Source organism: Melaminivora sp. (genome assembly GCF_032059615.1).
In the GTDB taxonomy this organism is placed as follows: domain Bacteria; phylum Pseudomonadota; class Gammaproteobacteria; order Burkholderiales; family Burkholderiaceae_C; genus Melaminivora.
The window spans coordinates 39,139-55,539 of sequence record NZ_DAMCAM010000011.1 but is presented as its reverse complement, the minus strand read 5'-3'; the positions used below and the strand labels follow the sequence as shown (position 1 = coordinate 55,539).

The 16,401-nt window shown below is 71.2% G+C and carries 16 protein-coding genes; 9 read left to right on the top strand and 7 right to left on the bottom strand.

Features of this window, described 5'->3' with window-relative positions:
* The 8 genes from RT051_RS04095 to RT051_RS04060 form a co-directional block, all read left to right on the top strand.
* Positions 1-378, top strand: a 378-nt coding sequence (locus tag RT051_RS04095) for an SPOR domain-containing protein (protein WP_313072236.1), incomplete at its 5' end; no start/stop codon positions are given.
* Positions 379-449: 71 nt separating this feature from the next.
* Positions 450-1,109 carry a thiol:disulfide interchange protein DsbA/DsbL gene (locus tag RT051_RS04090; RefSeq protein WP_313072232.1) on the top strand — a complete coding sequence of 220 codons (660 nt, stop codon included), beginning with the start codon at positions 450-452 and terminating at the stop codon, positions 1,107-1,109.
* Positions 1,110-1,218: 109 nt separating this feature from the next.
* Positions 1,219-1,872 carry a lipopolysaccharide transport periplasmic protein LptA gene (gene lptA, locus RT051_RS04085; RefSeq protein WP_313072228.1) on the top strand — a complete coding sequence of 218 codons (654 nt, stop codon included), beginning with the start codon at positions 1,219-1,221 and terminating at the stop codon, positions 1,870-1,872.
* Positions 1,869-2,648, top strand: coding sequence for an LPS export ABC transporter ATP-binding protein (gene lptB / locus RT051_RS04080; protein WP_313072224.1), 780 nt, complete (start codon positions 1,869-1,871; stop codon positions 2,646-2,648). The genes lptA and lptB overlap by 4 nt, the downstream gene beginning before the upstream one ends.
* A 47-nt stretch (positions 2,649-2,695) precedes the next feature.
* Positions 2,696-4,267: an RNA polymerase factor sigma-54 gene (gene rpoN, locus RT051_RS04075; protein ID WP_313072219.1), complete on the top strand. Its 1,572-nt coding sequence runs from the start codon at positions 2,696-2,698 to the stop codon at positions 4,265-4,267.
* A 76-nt stretch (positions 4,268-4,343) separates the two neighbouring features.
* Positions 4,344-5,645, top strand: a complete 1,302-nt coding sequence (locus RT051_RS04070) for a THUMP domain-containing protein (RefSeq protein ID WP_313072215.1) — start codon at positions 4,344-4,346, stop codon at positions 5,643-5,645.
* Entirely contained in the window at positions 5,635-6,096 is a 462-nt protein-coding gene (locus tag RT051_RS04065; RefSeq protein WP_313072211.1) for a putative toxin-antitoxin system toxin component, PIN family, read from the top strand. The genes RT051_RS04070 and RT051_RS04065 overlap by 11 nt, the downstream gene beginning before the upstream one ends.
* Positions 6,097-6,202: 106 nt before the next feature.
* Entirely contained in the window at positions 6,203-7,504 is a 1,302-nt protein-coding gene (locus tag RT051_RS04060) for a UDP-N-acetylglucosamine 1-carboxyvinyltransferase (RefSeq protein WP_313072207.1), read from the top strand.
* A 67-nt stretch (positions 7,505-7,571) separates the two neighbouring features.
* On the opposite strand, the gene RT051_RS04055 is transcribed toward RT051_RS04060, so the two are convergent.
* Entirely contained in the window at positions 7,572-8,414 is an 843-nt protein-coding gene (locus RT051_RS04055; protein ID WP_313072203.1) for a hypothetical protein, read from the bottom strand.
* 121 nt (positions 8,415-8,535) lie between these two features.
* On the opposite strand from RT051_RS04055, the gene RT051_RS04050 reads away from it, so the two are divergent.
* Entirely contained in the window at positions 8,536-9,342 is an 807-nt protein-coding gene (locus RT051_RS04050) for a YecA family protein (protein ID WP_313072200.1), read from the top strand.
* Positions 9,343-9,486: 144 nt separating this feature from the next.
* On the opposite strand, the gene RT051_RS04045 is transcribed toward RT051_RS04050, so the two are convergent.
* The 6 genes from RT051_RS04045 to paaE form a co-directional block, all read right to left on the bottom strand.
* The gene (locus tag RT051_RS04045) at positions 9,487-10,254 is read right to left on the bottom strand and encodes an ABC transporter ATP-binding protein (RefSeq protein ID WP_313072196.1); all 768 of its coding nucleotides are present in this window, start codon (positions 10,252-10,254) and stop codon (positions 9,487-9,489) included.
* Complete coding sequence (locus RT051_RS04040) at positions 10,251-12,158, bottom strand: branched-chain amino acid ABC transporter ATP-binding protein/permease (RefSeq protein ID WP_313072191.1); 1,908 nt, start codon at positions 12,156-12,158, stop codon at positions 10,251-10,253. The genes RT051_RS04045 and RT051_RS04040 overlap by 4 nt, the downstream gene beginning before the upstream one ends.
* A 32-nt stretch (positions 12,159-12,190) precedes the next feature.
* Positions 12,191-13,219: a branched-chain amino acid ABC transporter permease gene (locus RT051_RS04035; RefSeq protein WP_313072186.1), complete on the bottom strand. Its 1,029-nt coding sequence runs from the start codon at positions 13,217-13,219 to the stop codon at positions 12,191-12,193.
* 107 nt (positions 13,220-13,326) lie between these two features.
* Positions 13,327-14,481: an ABC transporter substrate-binding protein gene (locus tag RT051_RS04030; protein WP_313072182.1), complete on the bottom strand. Its 1,155-nt coding sequence runs from the start codon at positions 14,479-14,481 to the stop codon at positions 13,327-13,329.
* 150 nt (positions 14,482-14,631) lie between these two features.
* Positions 14,632-15,252, bottom strand: a complete 621-nt coding sequence (locus tag RT051_RS04025) for a TetR/AcrR family transcriptional regulator (RefSeq protein WP_313072179.1) — start codon at positions 15,250-15,252, stop codon at positions 14,632-14,634.
* Between the two features lie 48 nt (positions 15,253-15,300).
* The gene (gene paaE, locus RT051_RS04020; protein ID WP_313072174.1) at positions 15,301-16,389 is read right to left on the bottom strand and encodes a 1,2-phenylacetyl-CoA epoxidase subunit PaaE; all 1,089 of its coding nucleotides are present in this window, start codon (positions 16,387-16,389) and stop codon (positions 15,301-15,303) included.
* Positions 16,390-16,401: the final 12 nt, after the last annotated feature.

The window sequence follows — 16,401 nt, the reverse complement described above, 5'->3', positions numbered from 1 at the left end:
GCCCGCGCCGCCGCGGCCGCGCGCGGCGCCGGCCAGGCTGGGCAGGCGGGCGACCCGCTGGGCGACCTGGCGCGTGCGCGCGCCCATGCCAGCCCGGCCACGCCCGCGGCCACCCCTGCCGCACCCGCTGCCGCGGGTGGTTCGTTCGACTACTTCGTGCAGGCCGGCGCCTTTCGCACCCAGCAGGACGCCGACGCCCAGCGCGCCAAGCTCGCCATGCTGGGCTGGGAGGCGCGTGTGAGCGAGCGCGAGCAGGGCGGGCGCACGGTGTTTCGCGTGCGCGTGGGCCCGTTCGGCAAGCGCGACGATGCCGATTCGCTCAAGGAGAAGCTCGACGGCGCCGGCGTGGACTCGGCCCTGGTGCGCGTGCCGCGCTGAATGCAGGGCAGAACTTTCGCGCCGCAAGGCGCTCTATCGGCAGACTTTTTAGCCACGGGAGTGACCATTTCATGAATCGACGCGAGTTCTCCGCGACCACCGCCTCGGTGCTTGCCCTCTCCGCCCTGGGCCTGCCCCTGGCCACGCCGGCGCTGGCGCAGTCGCCGCGCCAGTTCAAGGAGGGCAAGGACTACGTGCGCCTGTCCAAGCCCGCGCCCACCGACGCTCCCACCGGCCAGGTCGAGGTGATCGAGTTCTTCTGGTACAGCTGCCCGCACTGCCACACGTTCGAGCCCACGTTCGACGCCTGGATGAAGGCCGCGCCCAAGAACCTGTCCATCCGCCGCGTGCCCGTGGCCTTCAACTCCAGCTTTGTGCCGCAGCAAAAGCTCTACTACGCGCTGGAAGGCATGGGCAAGCTGCCCGAGCTGCACGGCCGGGTGTTTCGCGCCGTGCACACCGAGCGCCTGCCGCTCAACAAGGACGAGCTGATCTTCGACTGGATCGCCAAGCAGGGCGTGGACCTGGCGAAGTTCAAGGAAACCTACAACTCGTTCACGGTCGCCAACCAGATCCGCCGTGCCACCCAGCTGCAGAACGCCTACCAGGTCGAGGGCGTGCCCGCCATGGGCGTGGCCGGGCGCTACTACACCGACGGCACCCTGGCCGGCAACATGGACAACGTGCTGCGCGTGGTCGAGTACCTGGCGGTGCAGGCGCGCGGCGGCTGAGGCTGCCCGCGGTGCTTCCGCAGTGAACCAGGCGCGCCTTGCGGCGCGCTTTTTTTTGCGCGCGCCGCGCGCGGGGGCGTGGCTACAATCGTTGCAAGAATCGTGCCCCATGACCTTCCGACTGCTTTCCCACCCCCTCCTCATCCTGGGCGGCGCGCTGGCGCTGGCGGCGTTGCCCGCGCAGGCCGAGCGTGCCGACCGCGACAAGCCCATGAACATCGAGGCCGATGCCCTGCGCCACGATGAACTGCAGCAGACCAGCGTCTTCACCGGCCGCGTCGTGGTCACCAAGGGCAGCATCGTGCTGCGTGGCGCGCGCCTGGAAGTGCGCCAGGACGCGGAGGGCCACCAGTCGGGCGTGGTGACGGCCGAGTCGGGCAAGCGCGCCTTCTTCCGGCAAAAGCGCGACACGCCGGCCGGCGCGCCCGCCGAGTTCGTCGAAGGCGAGGCCGAGCGCATCGAGTACGACGGCCGCGCCGACCGGGTGCGGCTGGTCACGCGCGCGCAGCTGCGCCGCTACCACGAGGCGACGCTGAGCGACGAGATCACCGGCGCGCTCATCGTCTATGACAACACCACTGATGTCTTCACCGTCGATGGCGCGCCCCGCCAGGGCCAGGGCGGCGGCTCGCAGGGCCGGGTGCGCGCCGTGCTCGCGCCGCGCCAGCCCGAAGGGGCGGCGCCCGCACCCGCGCCGGGCCCGGCCCCGGCGCTGCGCCCCAGCGGCACCCTTGGCGGCAGTGGCAACGGTGGCCAGCAATGAGCAGCATCCCCCACGGCGGCAGCGGCGCCGCTGAAGGCAGCCGCCTGCAGGCGCGGCACCTGCGCAAGTCCTATGGCGGGCGGCAGGTGGTCAAGGACGTTTCGCTGTCGGTGCAGAAGGGCGAGGTCGTGGGCCTGCTGGGCCCCAACGGCGCGGGCAAGACGACGTCGTTCTACATGATCGTGGGCCTGGTGCGCTGCGACGGCGGCTCGATCTCCATCGACGGCCAGGACGTCACACGCATGCCCATCCACCGGCGCTCGCGCCTGGGCCTGTCCTACCTGCCGCAGGAGGCGTCGATCTTTCGCAAGCTCAGCGTGGAGAACAACGTGCGCGCGGTGCTGGAGCTGCAAAAGGACGAGCAGGGCCGCGCGCTGGCCCGCGCGGAGATCGAGCGGCGCCTGACCCTGCTCCTGCAGGAGCTGCGCGTGGAGCACCTGCGCGAGGCGCCGGCGCCGGCGCTGTCCGGCGGCGAGCGCCGGCGCGTGGAGATCGCCCGGGCGCTGGCCACGCAGCCGCGCTTCATCCTGCTGGACGAGCCGTTTGCCGGCATCGACCCGATCGCCGTGATCGAGATCCAGCGCATCATCGGCTTCCTGAAGGAGCGGGGCATCGGCGTCCTGATCACCGACCACAACGTGCGCGAGACGCTGGGCATCTGCGACCACGCCTTCATCATCAGCGACGGCCAGGTGCTGGCCGAGGGCACGCCGTCCGAGATCGTGGACAACGCGGAAGTGCGCCGGGTGTACCTCGGCGAGCACTTCCGCATGTGACGTGATGCGCCCGGCCGGCGCCCGATGCCGCGCGCCATGAGGCCCGCATGAGCCGGCCCACGCTGGCGCTGCGGGTTTCGCAGCACCTGACCCTCACGCCGCAGCTGCAGCAGTCCATCCGGCTGCTGCAGCTGTCCACGCTGGAGCTGGCGCAGGAGGTGGGCCAGATGCTGGCCGACAACCCGTTCCTGGAGCAGGAGGAGGGCGCCGAGGAGGCTATCGAAAAGATAGCTGAAGGCCAAGAGATGGCGCGGGTTTCAGGGCCAAGTGACCCCCAGGAAGCTGCCGCCGACGTTGCGGCGGCCGAGGCCCGCGAGCCGGCCGACGAGCCGGGGCTGCCGGATGCGCCCGAGCAGTTCGAGTGGCAGGGCGAGGACTCGGCGCCGGGCGATGGCGAGAGCGACAGCGAACCCGGGGGCGGACTGTCCGCGTCCGGCCCGGCCGGCAGCGGCGACGGCGAGGCCGATGCCATCGATCTGGCCGGCCACCACGAAACCCTGGCCGAACACCTGGCGCGCCAGGCCCTGGCGCTGCGCCTGGCGCCCGAGGAGCGCGCGGCGCTGGACTTCCTGATCGGCTCGCTCGACGACGACGGCTACCTGGACGACTCCCTCGAAGCGCTGGCGGCCGGCCTGCTGGGCGAGGGCGAGCCCGACCCCGAGTTGGCCGAGGCGCTCGGCCACCGCCTGGCCCTGGCGCTGGCGCTGCTGCAAAGCCTGGAGCCCGCCGGTGTCGGCGCGCGCGGCCTGGCCGAGTGCCTGGCGCTGCAGTTGCGCGCCCTGGCGCAGGCGGGCACCCACGACGCCGCGCTCTTGCAGGCGGCGCAGGCCCTGTGCGCCCAGCCGCTGGAGCTGCTGGCGCGCCGCGACGTGCGCCGCCTGTCGCAGGCCTGCGGCGTGAGCGAGGAGGGCGCGCGCGCCGCCCTGGCATTCATCGCGCGCCTGGAGCCGCGCCCGGGCCGGCGCTTTGCCGATGTGCAGCGCCAGATCATCGTGCCCGACGTCGTCGTGCGCCGCACGGGCCCGGGCGGGCAGGCCGGCTTTGCCGTGCAGCTCAACCCCGACGTGCTGCCGCGCCTGCGCGTGCACGAGCAGTACGCCGGCGCGCTGCGCGCGCACCGCGGCAGCGAGGGGCATGCGGCGCTGCAGCAGCGGCTGCAGGAGGCGCGCTGGTTCATCAAGAACGTGCAGCAGCGCTTTGACACCATCCTGCGCGTGTCCGAGGCCATCGTGCAGCGGCAAAAGAGCTTCTTCGTGCACGGCGAGCTGGCCATGCGCCCGCTAGTGCTGCGCGACATCGCCGATGAGCTGGGCCTGCACGAATCGACCATCTCGCGCGTGACCACGGCCAAGTACATGGCCACGCCCCAGGGCACGTTCGAGCTGAAGTATTTCTTCGGCTCCGGCCTGGGCACCGAGACCGGGGGCAACGCGTCGAGCACCGCGGTGCGCGCCCTCATCCGGCAGTTCATCGCCGCCGAGAGCCCGGCCCGGCCGCTGTCGGACAGCAGGATTGCCGAGCTGCTCAAGGAGCAGGGCATTGAGTGCGCGCGCCGCACGGTGGCCAAATACCGCGAGGCGCTGAAAATCGCGCCGGCCAGCCTGCGCAAGACGCTGTAGGGGCAGGCACCATGACGCCGCTGTTTCACCTTCTTTTCCACGGCCGTCCACGGCCTCTTTCCTGCCAAGCCCATCCATGAACGAACTGGTGCTTTTTCTTCCCTGCGCCGCCGGCGTGGAGGAATTTCTCGCGCATGAGGCGCACACGCTCACCGGCTTGGCCGGGCACGACCTGCTCGTCGGCCGCGGCGGCGTGCTGCTGCCGCGCGCGCCCTGGCGCGACGCGCTGCGCCTGAACCTGCACAGCCGCCTGACGCAGCGCGTGCTGGTGCGCCTGGGCCAGGGCGGCTATCGCGGCGAGGACGACCTGTATGCGCTGGCCGCCGGCATCGCCTGGGAGATCTGGTTCACCCCGCGCCAGAGCTTCAAAATCGAGGTCACGGCCCAGCACAGTCCCCTGAAGAGCCTGAACTTTGCCGCGCTGCGCGTCAAGGACGCGGTGGCCGACCGTTTTCGCGCCAAGGCCGGCGTGCGCCCGGACGTCCAGACGCGCTGGCCCGACGTGCGCATCCACCTGCACCTGACGACCGATGAAGCGCAGCTCTACATCGACACCTCGGGCGAGCCGCTGTTCAAGCGCGGCTGGCGCGACGTGGCGGACGGCGGCGCCAAGGGCGACGCCCCGCTCAAGGAGACGCTGGCCGCCGCCATGATCGCCGCCAGCGGCTGGGACCCGCACGGCGGCGAGCCGCTGCCTCTGTACGACCCCTGCTGCGGCAGCGGCACGGTGGCCATCGAGGCGGCGCAGATCGCCTGCCGCATCGCGCCGGGCCTGCGCCGGCGCTTTGCCTTCGAGAAGCTGCTGCCGTTTCAGGCGCACGTCTGGTCTGCTATCAAAGAAGAAGCACAAAGCCAAGTGGTGGCGCCGGCTGCAGCCGTTTTTGGCAGCGACATCTCGCACCGCATGGTGGACTTTGCCCAGCGCAACGCCGAGCGCGCCGGCGTGGCCCATGCGCTGCAGCTGCGCGGCGGCGACGCCCTGCAGCGCATGCCGCCGAGCACGCAGCCGGGCCTGCTGCTGCTCAACCCGCCCTACGGAGAGCGCATCGCCGCAGCCGGCAGCGCCGGTCGCAACGCCGAGCAGCGCGCGCAGGAACGCCTGGAGGGCGCGGTCCCGCGCGCCGGGCGCGAGAGCGCGCAGGTCGAGGACGGGGGCGATTTCTTCGCGCAGCTGGCCGCGCACTGGAAGAAGCATTACGCCGGCTGGCAGGCCTGGATGCTCACGCCTGACCTGAAGCTGCCCGGCCGTATGCGCCTCAAGGAGTCGCGCCGCGTGCCGCTGTGGAACGGGCCCATCGAGTGCCGGCTGTTCCGCTTCGACCTGGTGGCCGGCAGCGCCCGGGCGCGCCCGGCCGGCGGGGCGGGCGATGCGCCCTGAGCTGCGCCTGCCAGCCGAGGGCGCCATGGCCGAGGCGCCGCGGACGCTGGTGCTGGACACCAACATCGTCCTGGACCTGCTGCTGTTTGCCGAGCCGGACGCGGGCGCCGTGCGCCTGCTGCTGGCCGCGCAGCGCCTGCACTGGATCGCCACGCAGGCCATGCGCGACGAGCTGGCCTGCGTGCTGCGCTATGCCCACTTGCAGCCGCGCATGGCCTTCCACGGCCGCACGGCCGAGGACGTGCTGGCGGCGTTTGACGCCGGCGCGCGCCTGGTGGCCGAGGCGCCGCGTGCGCCCTGCGTCTGCAAGGACGCGGACGACCAGAAGTTCATCGACCTGGCAGCCGCGCACGGCGCGGTGCTGGTGTCCAAGGACAAGGCGGTGCTGCGTCTGCGTCGGCGACTGGAAGCCGCTGGCGCGCTGGTGGTGGCGGCAGTGGCCCTGGACTGAGCCGCCCGGCCCCGGAAAAACCCGCCGCGCCGGGCCGGCGGCGGGTTGGCGCTACAGTGCCGGCCTGCCTTTTCCTGCTTTTCCTGCCCTGTCTGCTTCCCCTCCCATGTCCAATCTCATCGTGCACGGCGGCACGCCGCTTCGCGGGCGCATCACCCCTTCTGCCAACAAGAACGCGGTCCTGCCCGTGCTGTGCGCGACGCTGCTCACGCGCGAGCCGCTGCGCCTGGTGGGGGTGCCGGACATCACCGACGTGCGCAAGATCCTGGACATCTTCCGCACCCTGGGTAGCGACGTGCAGCTGGACGCCGCCAGCGGCGTGTTGACGCTGCACCACCGCGACACGCATTTCGACGCCGCCTGCCACCGGCTGCCCGAGGAGATGCGCTCGTCCATCATGCTGGTGCCGCCGCTGCTGGCGCGCTTTTCCGTGGCGCGGCTGGAGGACAACGTGAAGGGCTGCACGCTGGGCGTGCGCGAGATCGACCCGCACGTCGAGGTCTTTCGCCACTTCGGCGCCGAGGTCGAGCGCACGGCCGGCTCGCTGCTGGTGCGCCGGTGCGAGCCGCTCCGGCCCGTGGAGCACTGGCTGGACTACGCCTCGGTCACCACCACCGAGAACTTCGTGCTTTGCGCGGCCGCGGCCGAGGGCACGTCCACGCTGACCAACGCCGCGTCCGAGCCGCACGTGCAGGAGTTCTGCCACTTCATGCAGATGCTGGGCGTGCGCATCGAGGGCATCGGCACGTCCCGCCTGGTGGTGCACGGCGGCGCGCAGCTCGGCGGCGGCGAGTTCCGCTTCGACGAGGACTTCCACGAGATCACCACCTTCCTGGCGCTGGGCGCCATCACCGGCGGCGACGTGCGCGTGAAGAACAGCGCCCCGGAGAACTTCCCGCTGATCGACCGCACCTTCGCCAAGTTCGGCGTGCGCGTGGAGCACGACAACGGCTGGTCCTGCGCCCGCGTGGACGGCCCGCTGGCGGTGCAGACGCCGTTCACCGCCAACGTGCTGACCAAGGTGGAGGCCGCGCCCTGGCCCTACTTCCCGGTGGATCTGCTGCCCATCTTCATCGCCCTGGGCGTGCGCTCGCACGGCAACGCGCTGTTCTGGAACAAGGTCTATGACGGCGCCCTGGGCTGGACGGGCGAGCTGACCAAGTTCGGCGCCCACGTCTTTTCCTCCGACCCGCACCGCATCGTCACCTTTGGCGGCGGCACGCTCACGCCGGCGGTGGTCGAGAGCCCCTACATCATCCGCGTGGCGATCGCCCTGTTCATGGTGGCGGCCAGCATTCCCGGGCGCTCGGAGATCCGCAACGCCCTGCCGATCCGCCGCGCGCACCCGCGTTTCGTGGAGAACCTGCGCAGCCTGGGCGCGCAGGTGGAGTGGACGAGCGACGTCTGACAGCCCATATTTTTTAAAGAAAACGGCTCCAGCCCGCGTCCCGCCTGGACTTGGCGCTACGATTTTTTCAGTCCCGCACCAGTTCCCACGCCGCGCGCAGGCGCTGGGCATCGCGGCCCCAGCGGCGGTCCTCGGGCAGGTGGCGCAGCCAGTGCAGGCGGCGCGCGGCGCGCCGCAGCTCGTCCTGGAATCTGCCCGCGTACCGCGGCGCGGCCAGCCAGGCGCGCCAGTGCGCGCGCGCCTCATCCAGGGCGCCCGCCTGTTGCAGGGGCAGCGCCGTGGAATGGGCATAGCACAGGGCGTCGCGCAGCTGGCACAGCGCCAGCGGCAGCACGGCAGCGGGGTCGTCCTCGAAGTCGATGCAGGCCACCGCCCCGTCGGGGCAGCGCACCAGGTTGCGCGCGAAGGCCTGGCTCAGGCAGGCGCCGCGGGCATGCACCTCGGCCAGCGCCTCCAGGCCCTGGCGCCACGGCGCCAGCACGGCCACGGCGCCCGCGGGCACGGCGGCTTGCAGCTCTTCGGCCAGGGACGGCGTGGGCGCGCTGCCCGCGCCCAGGTCGGCCATCAGAAAACCCCCGGCCTGCGCGGCCAGCACCTGCGGCACGCGCACGCCGCGCCCGGCCAGCTCGCGCAGCCGGCGCACCTCGATAGCGATGGCGGCCTGGCCGCCCCGGTTGGGCACGGGCGTGAGCACGCGCAGGCCGAGCAACCGGGCGGCCGCACCCAGCGCGCGGTAGCCGGCCATGCCGTGGCGGGCGCCGGCGCGCTTGAGCCACGCCCGCCGCCCGTCGGGCAGCACATGGCGCGCCAGGGCGGCGTGCTGCAGCGGCAGGTGGCGCGCCAGGAACGCGGCGGCCAGGGCATCGTCCGCCGGTTCAGGCGCGGGCGGCGGTGGGTGGGAGCGGGGCATCGTCTCGGGCATGGGGCAGGCGCTACACTGAAACGCCGATTGTCGGCGCGCACCGGCAAAGCCCCACGCCCCGCGCCGCCGGCCTTCCTGTTGCCCGCCCTCTCTTTCCGCCGCCACCGCCATGACTGCCTCCACCTCTGCCCCCGCCTTCGGCCCCGATGAACTGGACGAACTCGACGACCTGCTCGACGACCTGCGCACGCGCGACGACAGCGCGCCGCACTGGGAGTTCTGCGACGGGGTGCTGACGGCCCTGGCCTGCACGCGCCGCTCCGTGCCCGACGCCGAGTGGCTGGGCGTGCTGATCGCCGACAGCGACACCCCTCTGCCACCCGAGGGGCCGCTGCCCCTGGTTTCGCCCTTCCGGGACCTGGCGCAGCAGGAGCGTTTCCTGCAGCTGTGGCACCTGCGCAGCGCGCAGGTGCGCGCCCAGCTGGCCGAAGAGCCCCAGTCGCTGGACGCCGAGGACGCCTTCCATCCCGAGATCATCGACATGCGCGGCGCCATCGCCTGCATGCCCGAGGAGGACCGCGCCGAGATGGAAGGCGAGGACGTGCCTTCGCTGGCGCAGATGTGGGCGGCGGGTTTCCTGTTCGCCGTGGAGGCCTGGTCCGACGACTGGGAGCCGCCGCGCGACAAGGAGACGGCCGAGTGGATCGAGGATTCGCTGGAGGCCGTCGCCGCCCTGGCCGAGGAGGACAAGGGCGAGCCGGTGCTGTGCATGTTCGACGAGGAGGGCCCGCCCAGCACCAGCGAGGAGCGCGTGCAGGCCCTGGGCGAGGCGATCTGGGCGATCTATGACCTGCACCGCATCTGGCGCAGCCTGGGCCCGCGCGTCGAGCAGGTGGTGCGCGGCGACCAGCCCGGCCGCAACGACCCGTGCGCGTGCGGCAGCGGCAAGAAGTTCAAGAAATGCTGCGGGGCGTGAGGGCGGGCGGCTGGCTTTGATGCTCCTTCCCCCTCTGGGGGAAGGTGGGGATGGGGGCCGGCGTGTGCCAGGCGCAGCGGTTGAGGCCGGTCGCGGCTGGCCCCCACCCTCGCCCTCCCCCAGAGGGGGAGGGAGCATGACCTCTCAGACCGGCTGTGCGTCCGCCTCGGCGTGCGCCGAGCCCATGCCCAGGTAGGTGTCGATGATGCGCCGGTCGTGCAGCAGCTCGCGCGCGGCGCCGGTCAGCACCACCTCGCCCATCTCCAGCACGTAGGCGCGGTCGGCCACCTGCAGGGCGGCGCGGGCGTTCTGCTCGACCAGCAGCACCGACACGCCGAGCTTGCGCAGGTTCCAGACCACCTGCAGCACCTCGCGCACGATGCGCGGGGCCAGACCCAGCGAGGGCTCGTCGAGCATCAGCAGGCGCGGGCGCGCCATCAGGGCGCGGCCGATGGCCAGCATCTGGCGCTCGCCGCCCGAGAGCGTCGAGGCCAGCTGCGCGCGCCGCTCCTGCAGGCGCGGAAAGATCTCGAACACCTCCTGCATGCGCTGGCGCTGGTCGCGCTGGCCACGGCGCCAGCGCGAGAAGCCGCCCAGCAGCAGGTTGTCCTCGATGGACATCTCGCCGAACAGCTCGCGCTTCTCCGGCACCAGGGCGACGCCGTGCGCCACCATGTCCTCCACGCGCGGGCGCAGCATGTGCCGGCCCGCCAGGTGCAGCTGGCCGCTGGAGGCGAGCATGCCCATGCTGGCGTTGAGCAGCGTGCTCTTGCCTGCGCCGTTGGGGCCGATGACGGTGACGATCTCGCCCGGCTCCACGGTCAGGTTGATCCGGTGCACGGCCTCCACCGGCCCGTAGGAGACGGAGAAATCGCTCAGTTGCAGCAGGGGGGCTTGGGGGTTGCTGGTCATGCTGCGGCCTCCGCGGCGGCAAAGTCGAAGTCGTCGGCGCCGCCCAGGTAGGCGTCGAGCACGCGCTGGTTGCTCTGGATCTGCGCCGGGCTGCCCTTGGCGATCACGGTGCCGAACTCCAGCACCGTGATGCGGTCGGCCAGGTTCATCACGAACTCCATGTCGTGCTCGACGATCAGGATGCCCAGGCCTTCGCTGCGCAGTTGCGCGAGCAGCTGCGCCAGGGCCTGCTTCTCCAGGTGGCGCAGGCCGGCGGCGGGCTCGTCGAGCAGCAGCACGGCCGGCTGGCCGGCCAGGGCCCGCGCGATCTCCACGATGCGCTGCTGCCCGAGCGCCAGGGAGCCCGCGGCCACGTCGGCGAAGGGCCCCAGGCCGCAGCGCTCGATCTGGCGGCGCGCCTCGGCCAGCACGGCTGCTTCCTCGGCGCGGTCCAGGCGCAGCATGGAGGCCATCCAGCCCTTGTGCGCGCGCAGGTGCGCGCCTAGGGCCACGTTCTCCAGCACCGTGCGCTGGCCCAGGATGCGCACGTGCTGGAAGGTGCGGCCCAGGCCGAGCCGGGCGAAGTCGCGCGAGGGTTTGCCGGCCATGGGCTGCTCCATCAGCGCGATGCTGCCCTCGGTCGGGTCGTCCACGCCCGAGATCATGTTGAAGAAGGTGCTCTTGCCGGCGCCGTTGGGGCCGATGAGGGCATGCACCTCGCCGGCGGCCACGCTCAGGTCCACGTTGTTGTTGGCCACCAGGCCGCCAAAGCGCTTGGTCACGGCGCGCGCGTCGATGAGCGTCGTGCCCGGGGCGGGCAGGCGGCGCTGGTCGAGCTCACCCGCCTGCACCGCGGCGCGTGCCCGCTCGGGCTTGAACAGCGGGGCCGACAGGCGCTGCAGCGTCGGCCACATGCCTTCGGCGAAACGCTGCAGCACCAGCACCATCAGCAGACCGAAGACGATGACCTCGAAGTTGCCCGAGGTGCCCAGGAGCGCCGGCAGCAGGTCCTGCAGCTTTTGCTTGAGCAGCGTGATGAGCGTCGCGCCCAGCACCGCGCCCCACAGGTGGCCCGAGCCGCCAACCACGGCCATGAACAGGAACTCGATGCCGATGTTCAGGTTGAAGGGCGTGGGGTTGACGAAGCGCTGCATGTGCGCGTACAGCCAGCCCGAGATGGCCGCCAGCAGCGCCGCCAGCACGAACAGCTTGACGCGGTAGCGGGCGGTGTCGATGCCCATGGACTCGGCCATGACCTGGCCGGTCTTGAGCGAACGCACGGCGCGGCCCTCGCGCGAATCGAGCAGGTTGTGCAGCAGCCAGATGGCCACCAGCAGCACGGCCCAGATCAGCACGCCCAGCGCGCGCGGCGAGGCGAGGTCCAGCCCGGGCAGCTGCAGCGCCGGGATGCCGCTGATGCCGGTCTGCCCGCCCAGGAACTGCATGTTGCCGAACAGGTAATACAGGCTCAGGCCCCAGGCGATGGTGGCCAGGGGCAGGTAGTGGCCGGACAGGCGCAGCGTCACCGCGCCCAGGCCCCAGGCGATGGCGAAAGTGACGGCCAGCCCCAGCACCAGCCCCACCCAGGGCAGCAGCGCGGCGGGCACCACCGCACCCAGCCAGGCGGCGGCCGCGGGCGAGGTGCAGGCCCAGGCGGTGGCGTAGGCGCCCACGCCGACGAAGGCCGCCTGGCCGAAGGACGTCATGCCGCCCACGCCGGTGAGCAGCACCAGCCCCACGGCGACCAGCGAATACAGCGCGATGTAGCTGGCGACCACGACGGTGAAGTCGGGCATGAGGGGCCAGGCCGCGGCCAGCAACAGCACGAAGGCGGCGGTGGCCTGGGTGCGGGTGAGCCAGCCGCGCGCCGGGGCGGCGGCCTGGGCGGAGGCGGCGGAGGCAGCAGGTTGGGGGGCGGGCGCCATCGCGCTCGCCTGCAGGGGTTTGCCGGACGCGTTCATTCTTCGTCTTCCACGTGGCGGCTGTTGCGCGAGCGCCACCACAGCACAGGAATGATCAGGGTGAAGACCAGCACTTCCTTGTATGCGCTGGCCCAGAAGGAGGAGAAGGACTCGAGCTGGCCCACCAGCACCGCGCCCGCCAGGGCGATCGGGTAGCTGGCCAGGCCGCTGACGATGGCGGCGACGAAGCCCTTGAGGCCGATCAGAAAGCCGGTGTCGTAATAGACCGTGGTGATGGGCCCGATGAGCAGGCCCGAGACGCCGCCGATCAGCGCCGCCAGGGCGAAGCTCACGTCGCCCGACAGGTCGGTGGGCACGCCCATCAGGCGCGCGCCGACCCGGTTGATGGCGACCGCGCGCAGCGCCTTGCCGACCATGGAACGCTCGAAGAAGATGAACAGCACCAGCACCAGCAGCGCGGTCACGCCCAGCACCACCAGGAACTGGCCGGAGATGGTCATGTCGCCGATCTGGAACTGCGCGTCCGAGAACGCCGGCGTGCGCGAGCCCTCGGCGCCAAAGAACAGCAGGCCCGCGCCCACCAGCACCAGGTGCAGTGCCACCGAGACGATGAGCAGCATCAGCGTGGTCGCGCCCGCCAGGGGCCGGTAGACCAGGCGGTACAAGAGCGGCCCCAGCGGCGTGATGAGCAGCAGCGCCGCCAGGCTCTGGGCCCACAGGGACTGGGGCTTCCACAGCAGCACCACGGCCGCGACCAGGCCGGGCAGCGCCACGCACCAGCCGAGGGTGGCGAACCAGTTGACGGCCACGCCGCGCGCCGTGCGCAGCCCCTCGACCACGAGAACCGCCGCCGCCAGGCCGCACAGCAGCCACAGCGTGCCGGGCACGCGGCCCGTCTGCATCATGGCCAGCGACAGCGCGCCGAAGGCCACGAACTCCCCCTGAGGGATGAAAATCACGCGGGTCACGGAGAACACCAGCACCAGTGCCAGTGCCATGAGGCCGTAGATGGCCCCATTGACCAACCCGTCCTGCCCCAGCAGCAGGGCAATCTGCAAATCCATGGTTGTCTTTCTCTTGTGAGCAGGGGGCTGGTCCGACGCCCTCTCCCGCCTGCCGGAGAGGGCGGGGGGAGGGGGTCAAAGCGCGGCCAGTCCGCAGGGCTGGTGGCTCAGGGCTGGTACTTCCAGGTGCCGTTCTCGATTTTGACCATCACGCGCGCGCGCTGGTCCAGGCCCAGGTGGTCGTTGGGCGACATGGTGAAGATGCCGTGTGCGCCGGGCACTTCCTTGAGCTGCTCGAGCGCATCGCGCAGCGCCGAGCGGAACTCGGCCGTGCCGGGCTTGGCCTTCTTGAGCGCCACCGGGACGGCGGCGGCCATCAGCACGCCGGCGTCCCAGCCGTGCGCACCGAACGTGGAGACGCTGCCCTTGCCGTGCGCGTCCTCGTAGGCCTTGACGTAGGCCATGGCTGAGGCCTTGACCGGGTGGCTGGCCGGCAGCTGGTCGGCCACCAGCACGGGACCCGCGGGCAACAGCGTGCCTTCCACGTCCTTGCCGCCCACGCGCAGGAAGTCGGCATTGGCCACGCCGTGCGTCTGGTAGTACTTGCCGGCGTAGCCGCGCTCCTTGAGCGTCTTCTGCGGCAGGGCGGCCGGCGTGCCCGAGCCGGCGACCAGCACCGCGTCGGGCTTGGCGGCCATGATCTTGAGGGTCTGACCGGTCACCGAGGTGTCGGTGCGGTTGTAGCGCTCGTTGGCGACGATCTTGAGCTTCTTCAGCTCGGCCGCCTTGGTGAATTCCTGGTACCAGCCCTCGCCGTAGGCGTCGGAGAAACCGATGAAGCCCACGGTCTTGACGCCGGCCGCGGCCATGTGCTCGACGATGGCCAGCGACATCATGATGTCGTTCTGGGGCGTTTTGAAGACCCACTTGCGCTTGTCGTCCATGGGCTCGACGATGCGTGCCGAGGCAGCCATCGAGATCATGGGCGTCTTGGCCTCGGAGACCACGTCGATCATGGCCAGCGACACGGGCGTGGTGCTCGAACCCAGGATGATGTCGACCTTGTTCTCGCTGATCAGCTTGCGCGTGTTGGACACGCCGTTGGTGGTGTCGGACGCATCGTCGAGCACGATGTAGTTGATCTTCTCGCCACCGATGGTGCGCGGCATCAGGCCGATGGTGTTCTTCTCCGGGATGCCGAGCGATGCCGCGGGGCCCGTGGCCGAGACGGTAACGCCGACGTTGACGTCCGCCAGGGCGGCGCCGCTGGCGGCGAGAAGGCTTGCGGCCACCAGGGCAATGGGGGTCCAGCGTTTTTTCATGGTTTTGTCTCCTTGAAGGATGGGGCGTTGAGAAATCGGGAATGCGTCAGGAATACACCGGGAGCGGGGGCAAATGATGAAGCATCGACCCGCTGCCGCGCACCGGGCAAAGCCCTGACCCGGCGGTAAAAAATACAGAAAAAAGGGCGCTCACCGGTCGTGCTCCGGGGCGGCGGGCAGACGCATGGCGGGCACCCCGCCGAAGAACAGGTCGGCCACCATGGGCGCCAAGTCCTCGTAGGTCAGGCTGCCCTCGGGGCGGAACCAGGTGAACATCCAGTTGATCATGCCGAACAGCAGCATGGCCGTGGGCGTGCCCAGGCCGGCGGCGGCGATGTGCGGCCACTGCTGGCCCACCGCCAGCGAGAAATGCGCCACCACCTGGCGCTCGCTGCCCAGGATGCGCAGGCGGTCGTCCTCCTTGAGGAACTTCACGTCCTCGGTCAGCACGCGGTGAGCGTACTTGGCGCGGGCGTACTCCAGCACGAAGCGCTGGATCAGCGCGCGCAGGCGCTCCTCGGGCGTGAGGCCGAGCGCCTGCACCTCGCCCACCAGCACCTGCAGGCGGCTGACGTGGCCTTCGGCGATGTGCACCAGCAGGTCGTACTTGTCGCGAAAGTAGTGGTAGAGCGCGGGCTTGGACAGGCCGCAGGCCTCGGCCACCTCGTTCATGGAGGCGGCGGTGTAGCCACGCTGCGCAAACAGCTGCGCCGCGTGCTCCAGGATCAGTTCGCGCTGGTCTTCATAGCCGGCCGAGCGTCCACGTGCCATCGGGTGGGGTCCTTTCCTTGTCCTTGTTGCGTTGCCGGGCAGCGCGCCTCAGCGCTCGTCAAACGACAGCAGCACCTGCGGGGTCAGCGGGCGGCACTGGCAGGTCAGCACGAAGCCGGCCTCGACCTCGGCCTTGTCCAGGGCGAAGTTGCGCTCCATGCGCACCTCGCCCTGGACGCACTTGGCGCGGCAGGTGCCGCACACGCCCGAGGTGCAGGAGAACGGCACCTCCAGCCCGGCGGCGCTGGCCGCGTCCAGGATGCTTGGCTGTCCGCGCGTGAAGGTGAAGTCGCGCGACAGGCCGTCGCGCACGATGGTGATGCGCGCCTGCTCGGCGTCGCCCGGCTGCGCCGCCTGGTGTTCGACGGCGCCGGCCTGGCCGGCCGGCGACAGCGCGATGCCGAAGCGCTCGATGTGGATGCGCTCCTCGGGCACGCCCGCGGCCAGCAGCGCCGCCTCGGCCTCGTCGTTCATCTGGAAGGGGCCGCAGATGAAGGCCTCGTCGATGCCCTGGGCCGGCACCAGCGTGGCGAGGAATTCGCCCACCTTGGCCCGGTCCATCAGGCCCATGTTGAGCGGCGCGTCGGTCTGCTCGGCCGAAAACACGTGGTGCAGCGCCAGGCGGTGCAGGTAGCGGTTCTTCAGGTCCTCCAGCTCCTCCTTGAACATGGTGGACTGCAGACTGCGGTTGGCGTACAGCAGAGTGGCGCGGCTGCCCGGCTCGCGGGCGAGCACGGTCTTCAGGATGGACAGGATGGGCGTGATGCCGCTGCCCCCGGCAATGGCCAGGTAGTGGCGGCGCGCGGCCGCATCGAGCGGCACGTGGAAGCGCCCCTGGGGCACCATGACGTCGATCTGCCCGCCCACCTGCAGGGAGCTGTGGATCCAGTTGGAGAACACGCCGCCGGGCACGCGGCGCACGCCCACGCGCAGCTCGCCGTCATCGACACCGGCGCAGATGGAGTAGGAGCGGCGCAGATCCTCGCCGCCCACGCGCGTGCGCAGGGTGAGGTACTGGCCCTGGGTGAAGCCGAAGTCCGGGCGCAGCTCGGCCGGGACGTCGAAGGTGACGATGACGGCTTCGGGCGTGTCGGGCTCGATGGAGCGCACGCGCAGGGAGTGGAAGGTGACGCTCATGGCGGGGGGGAA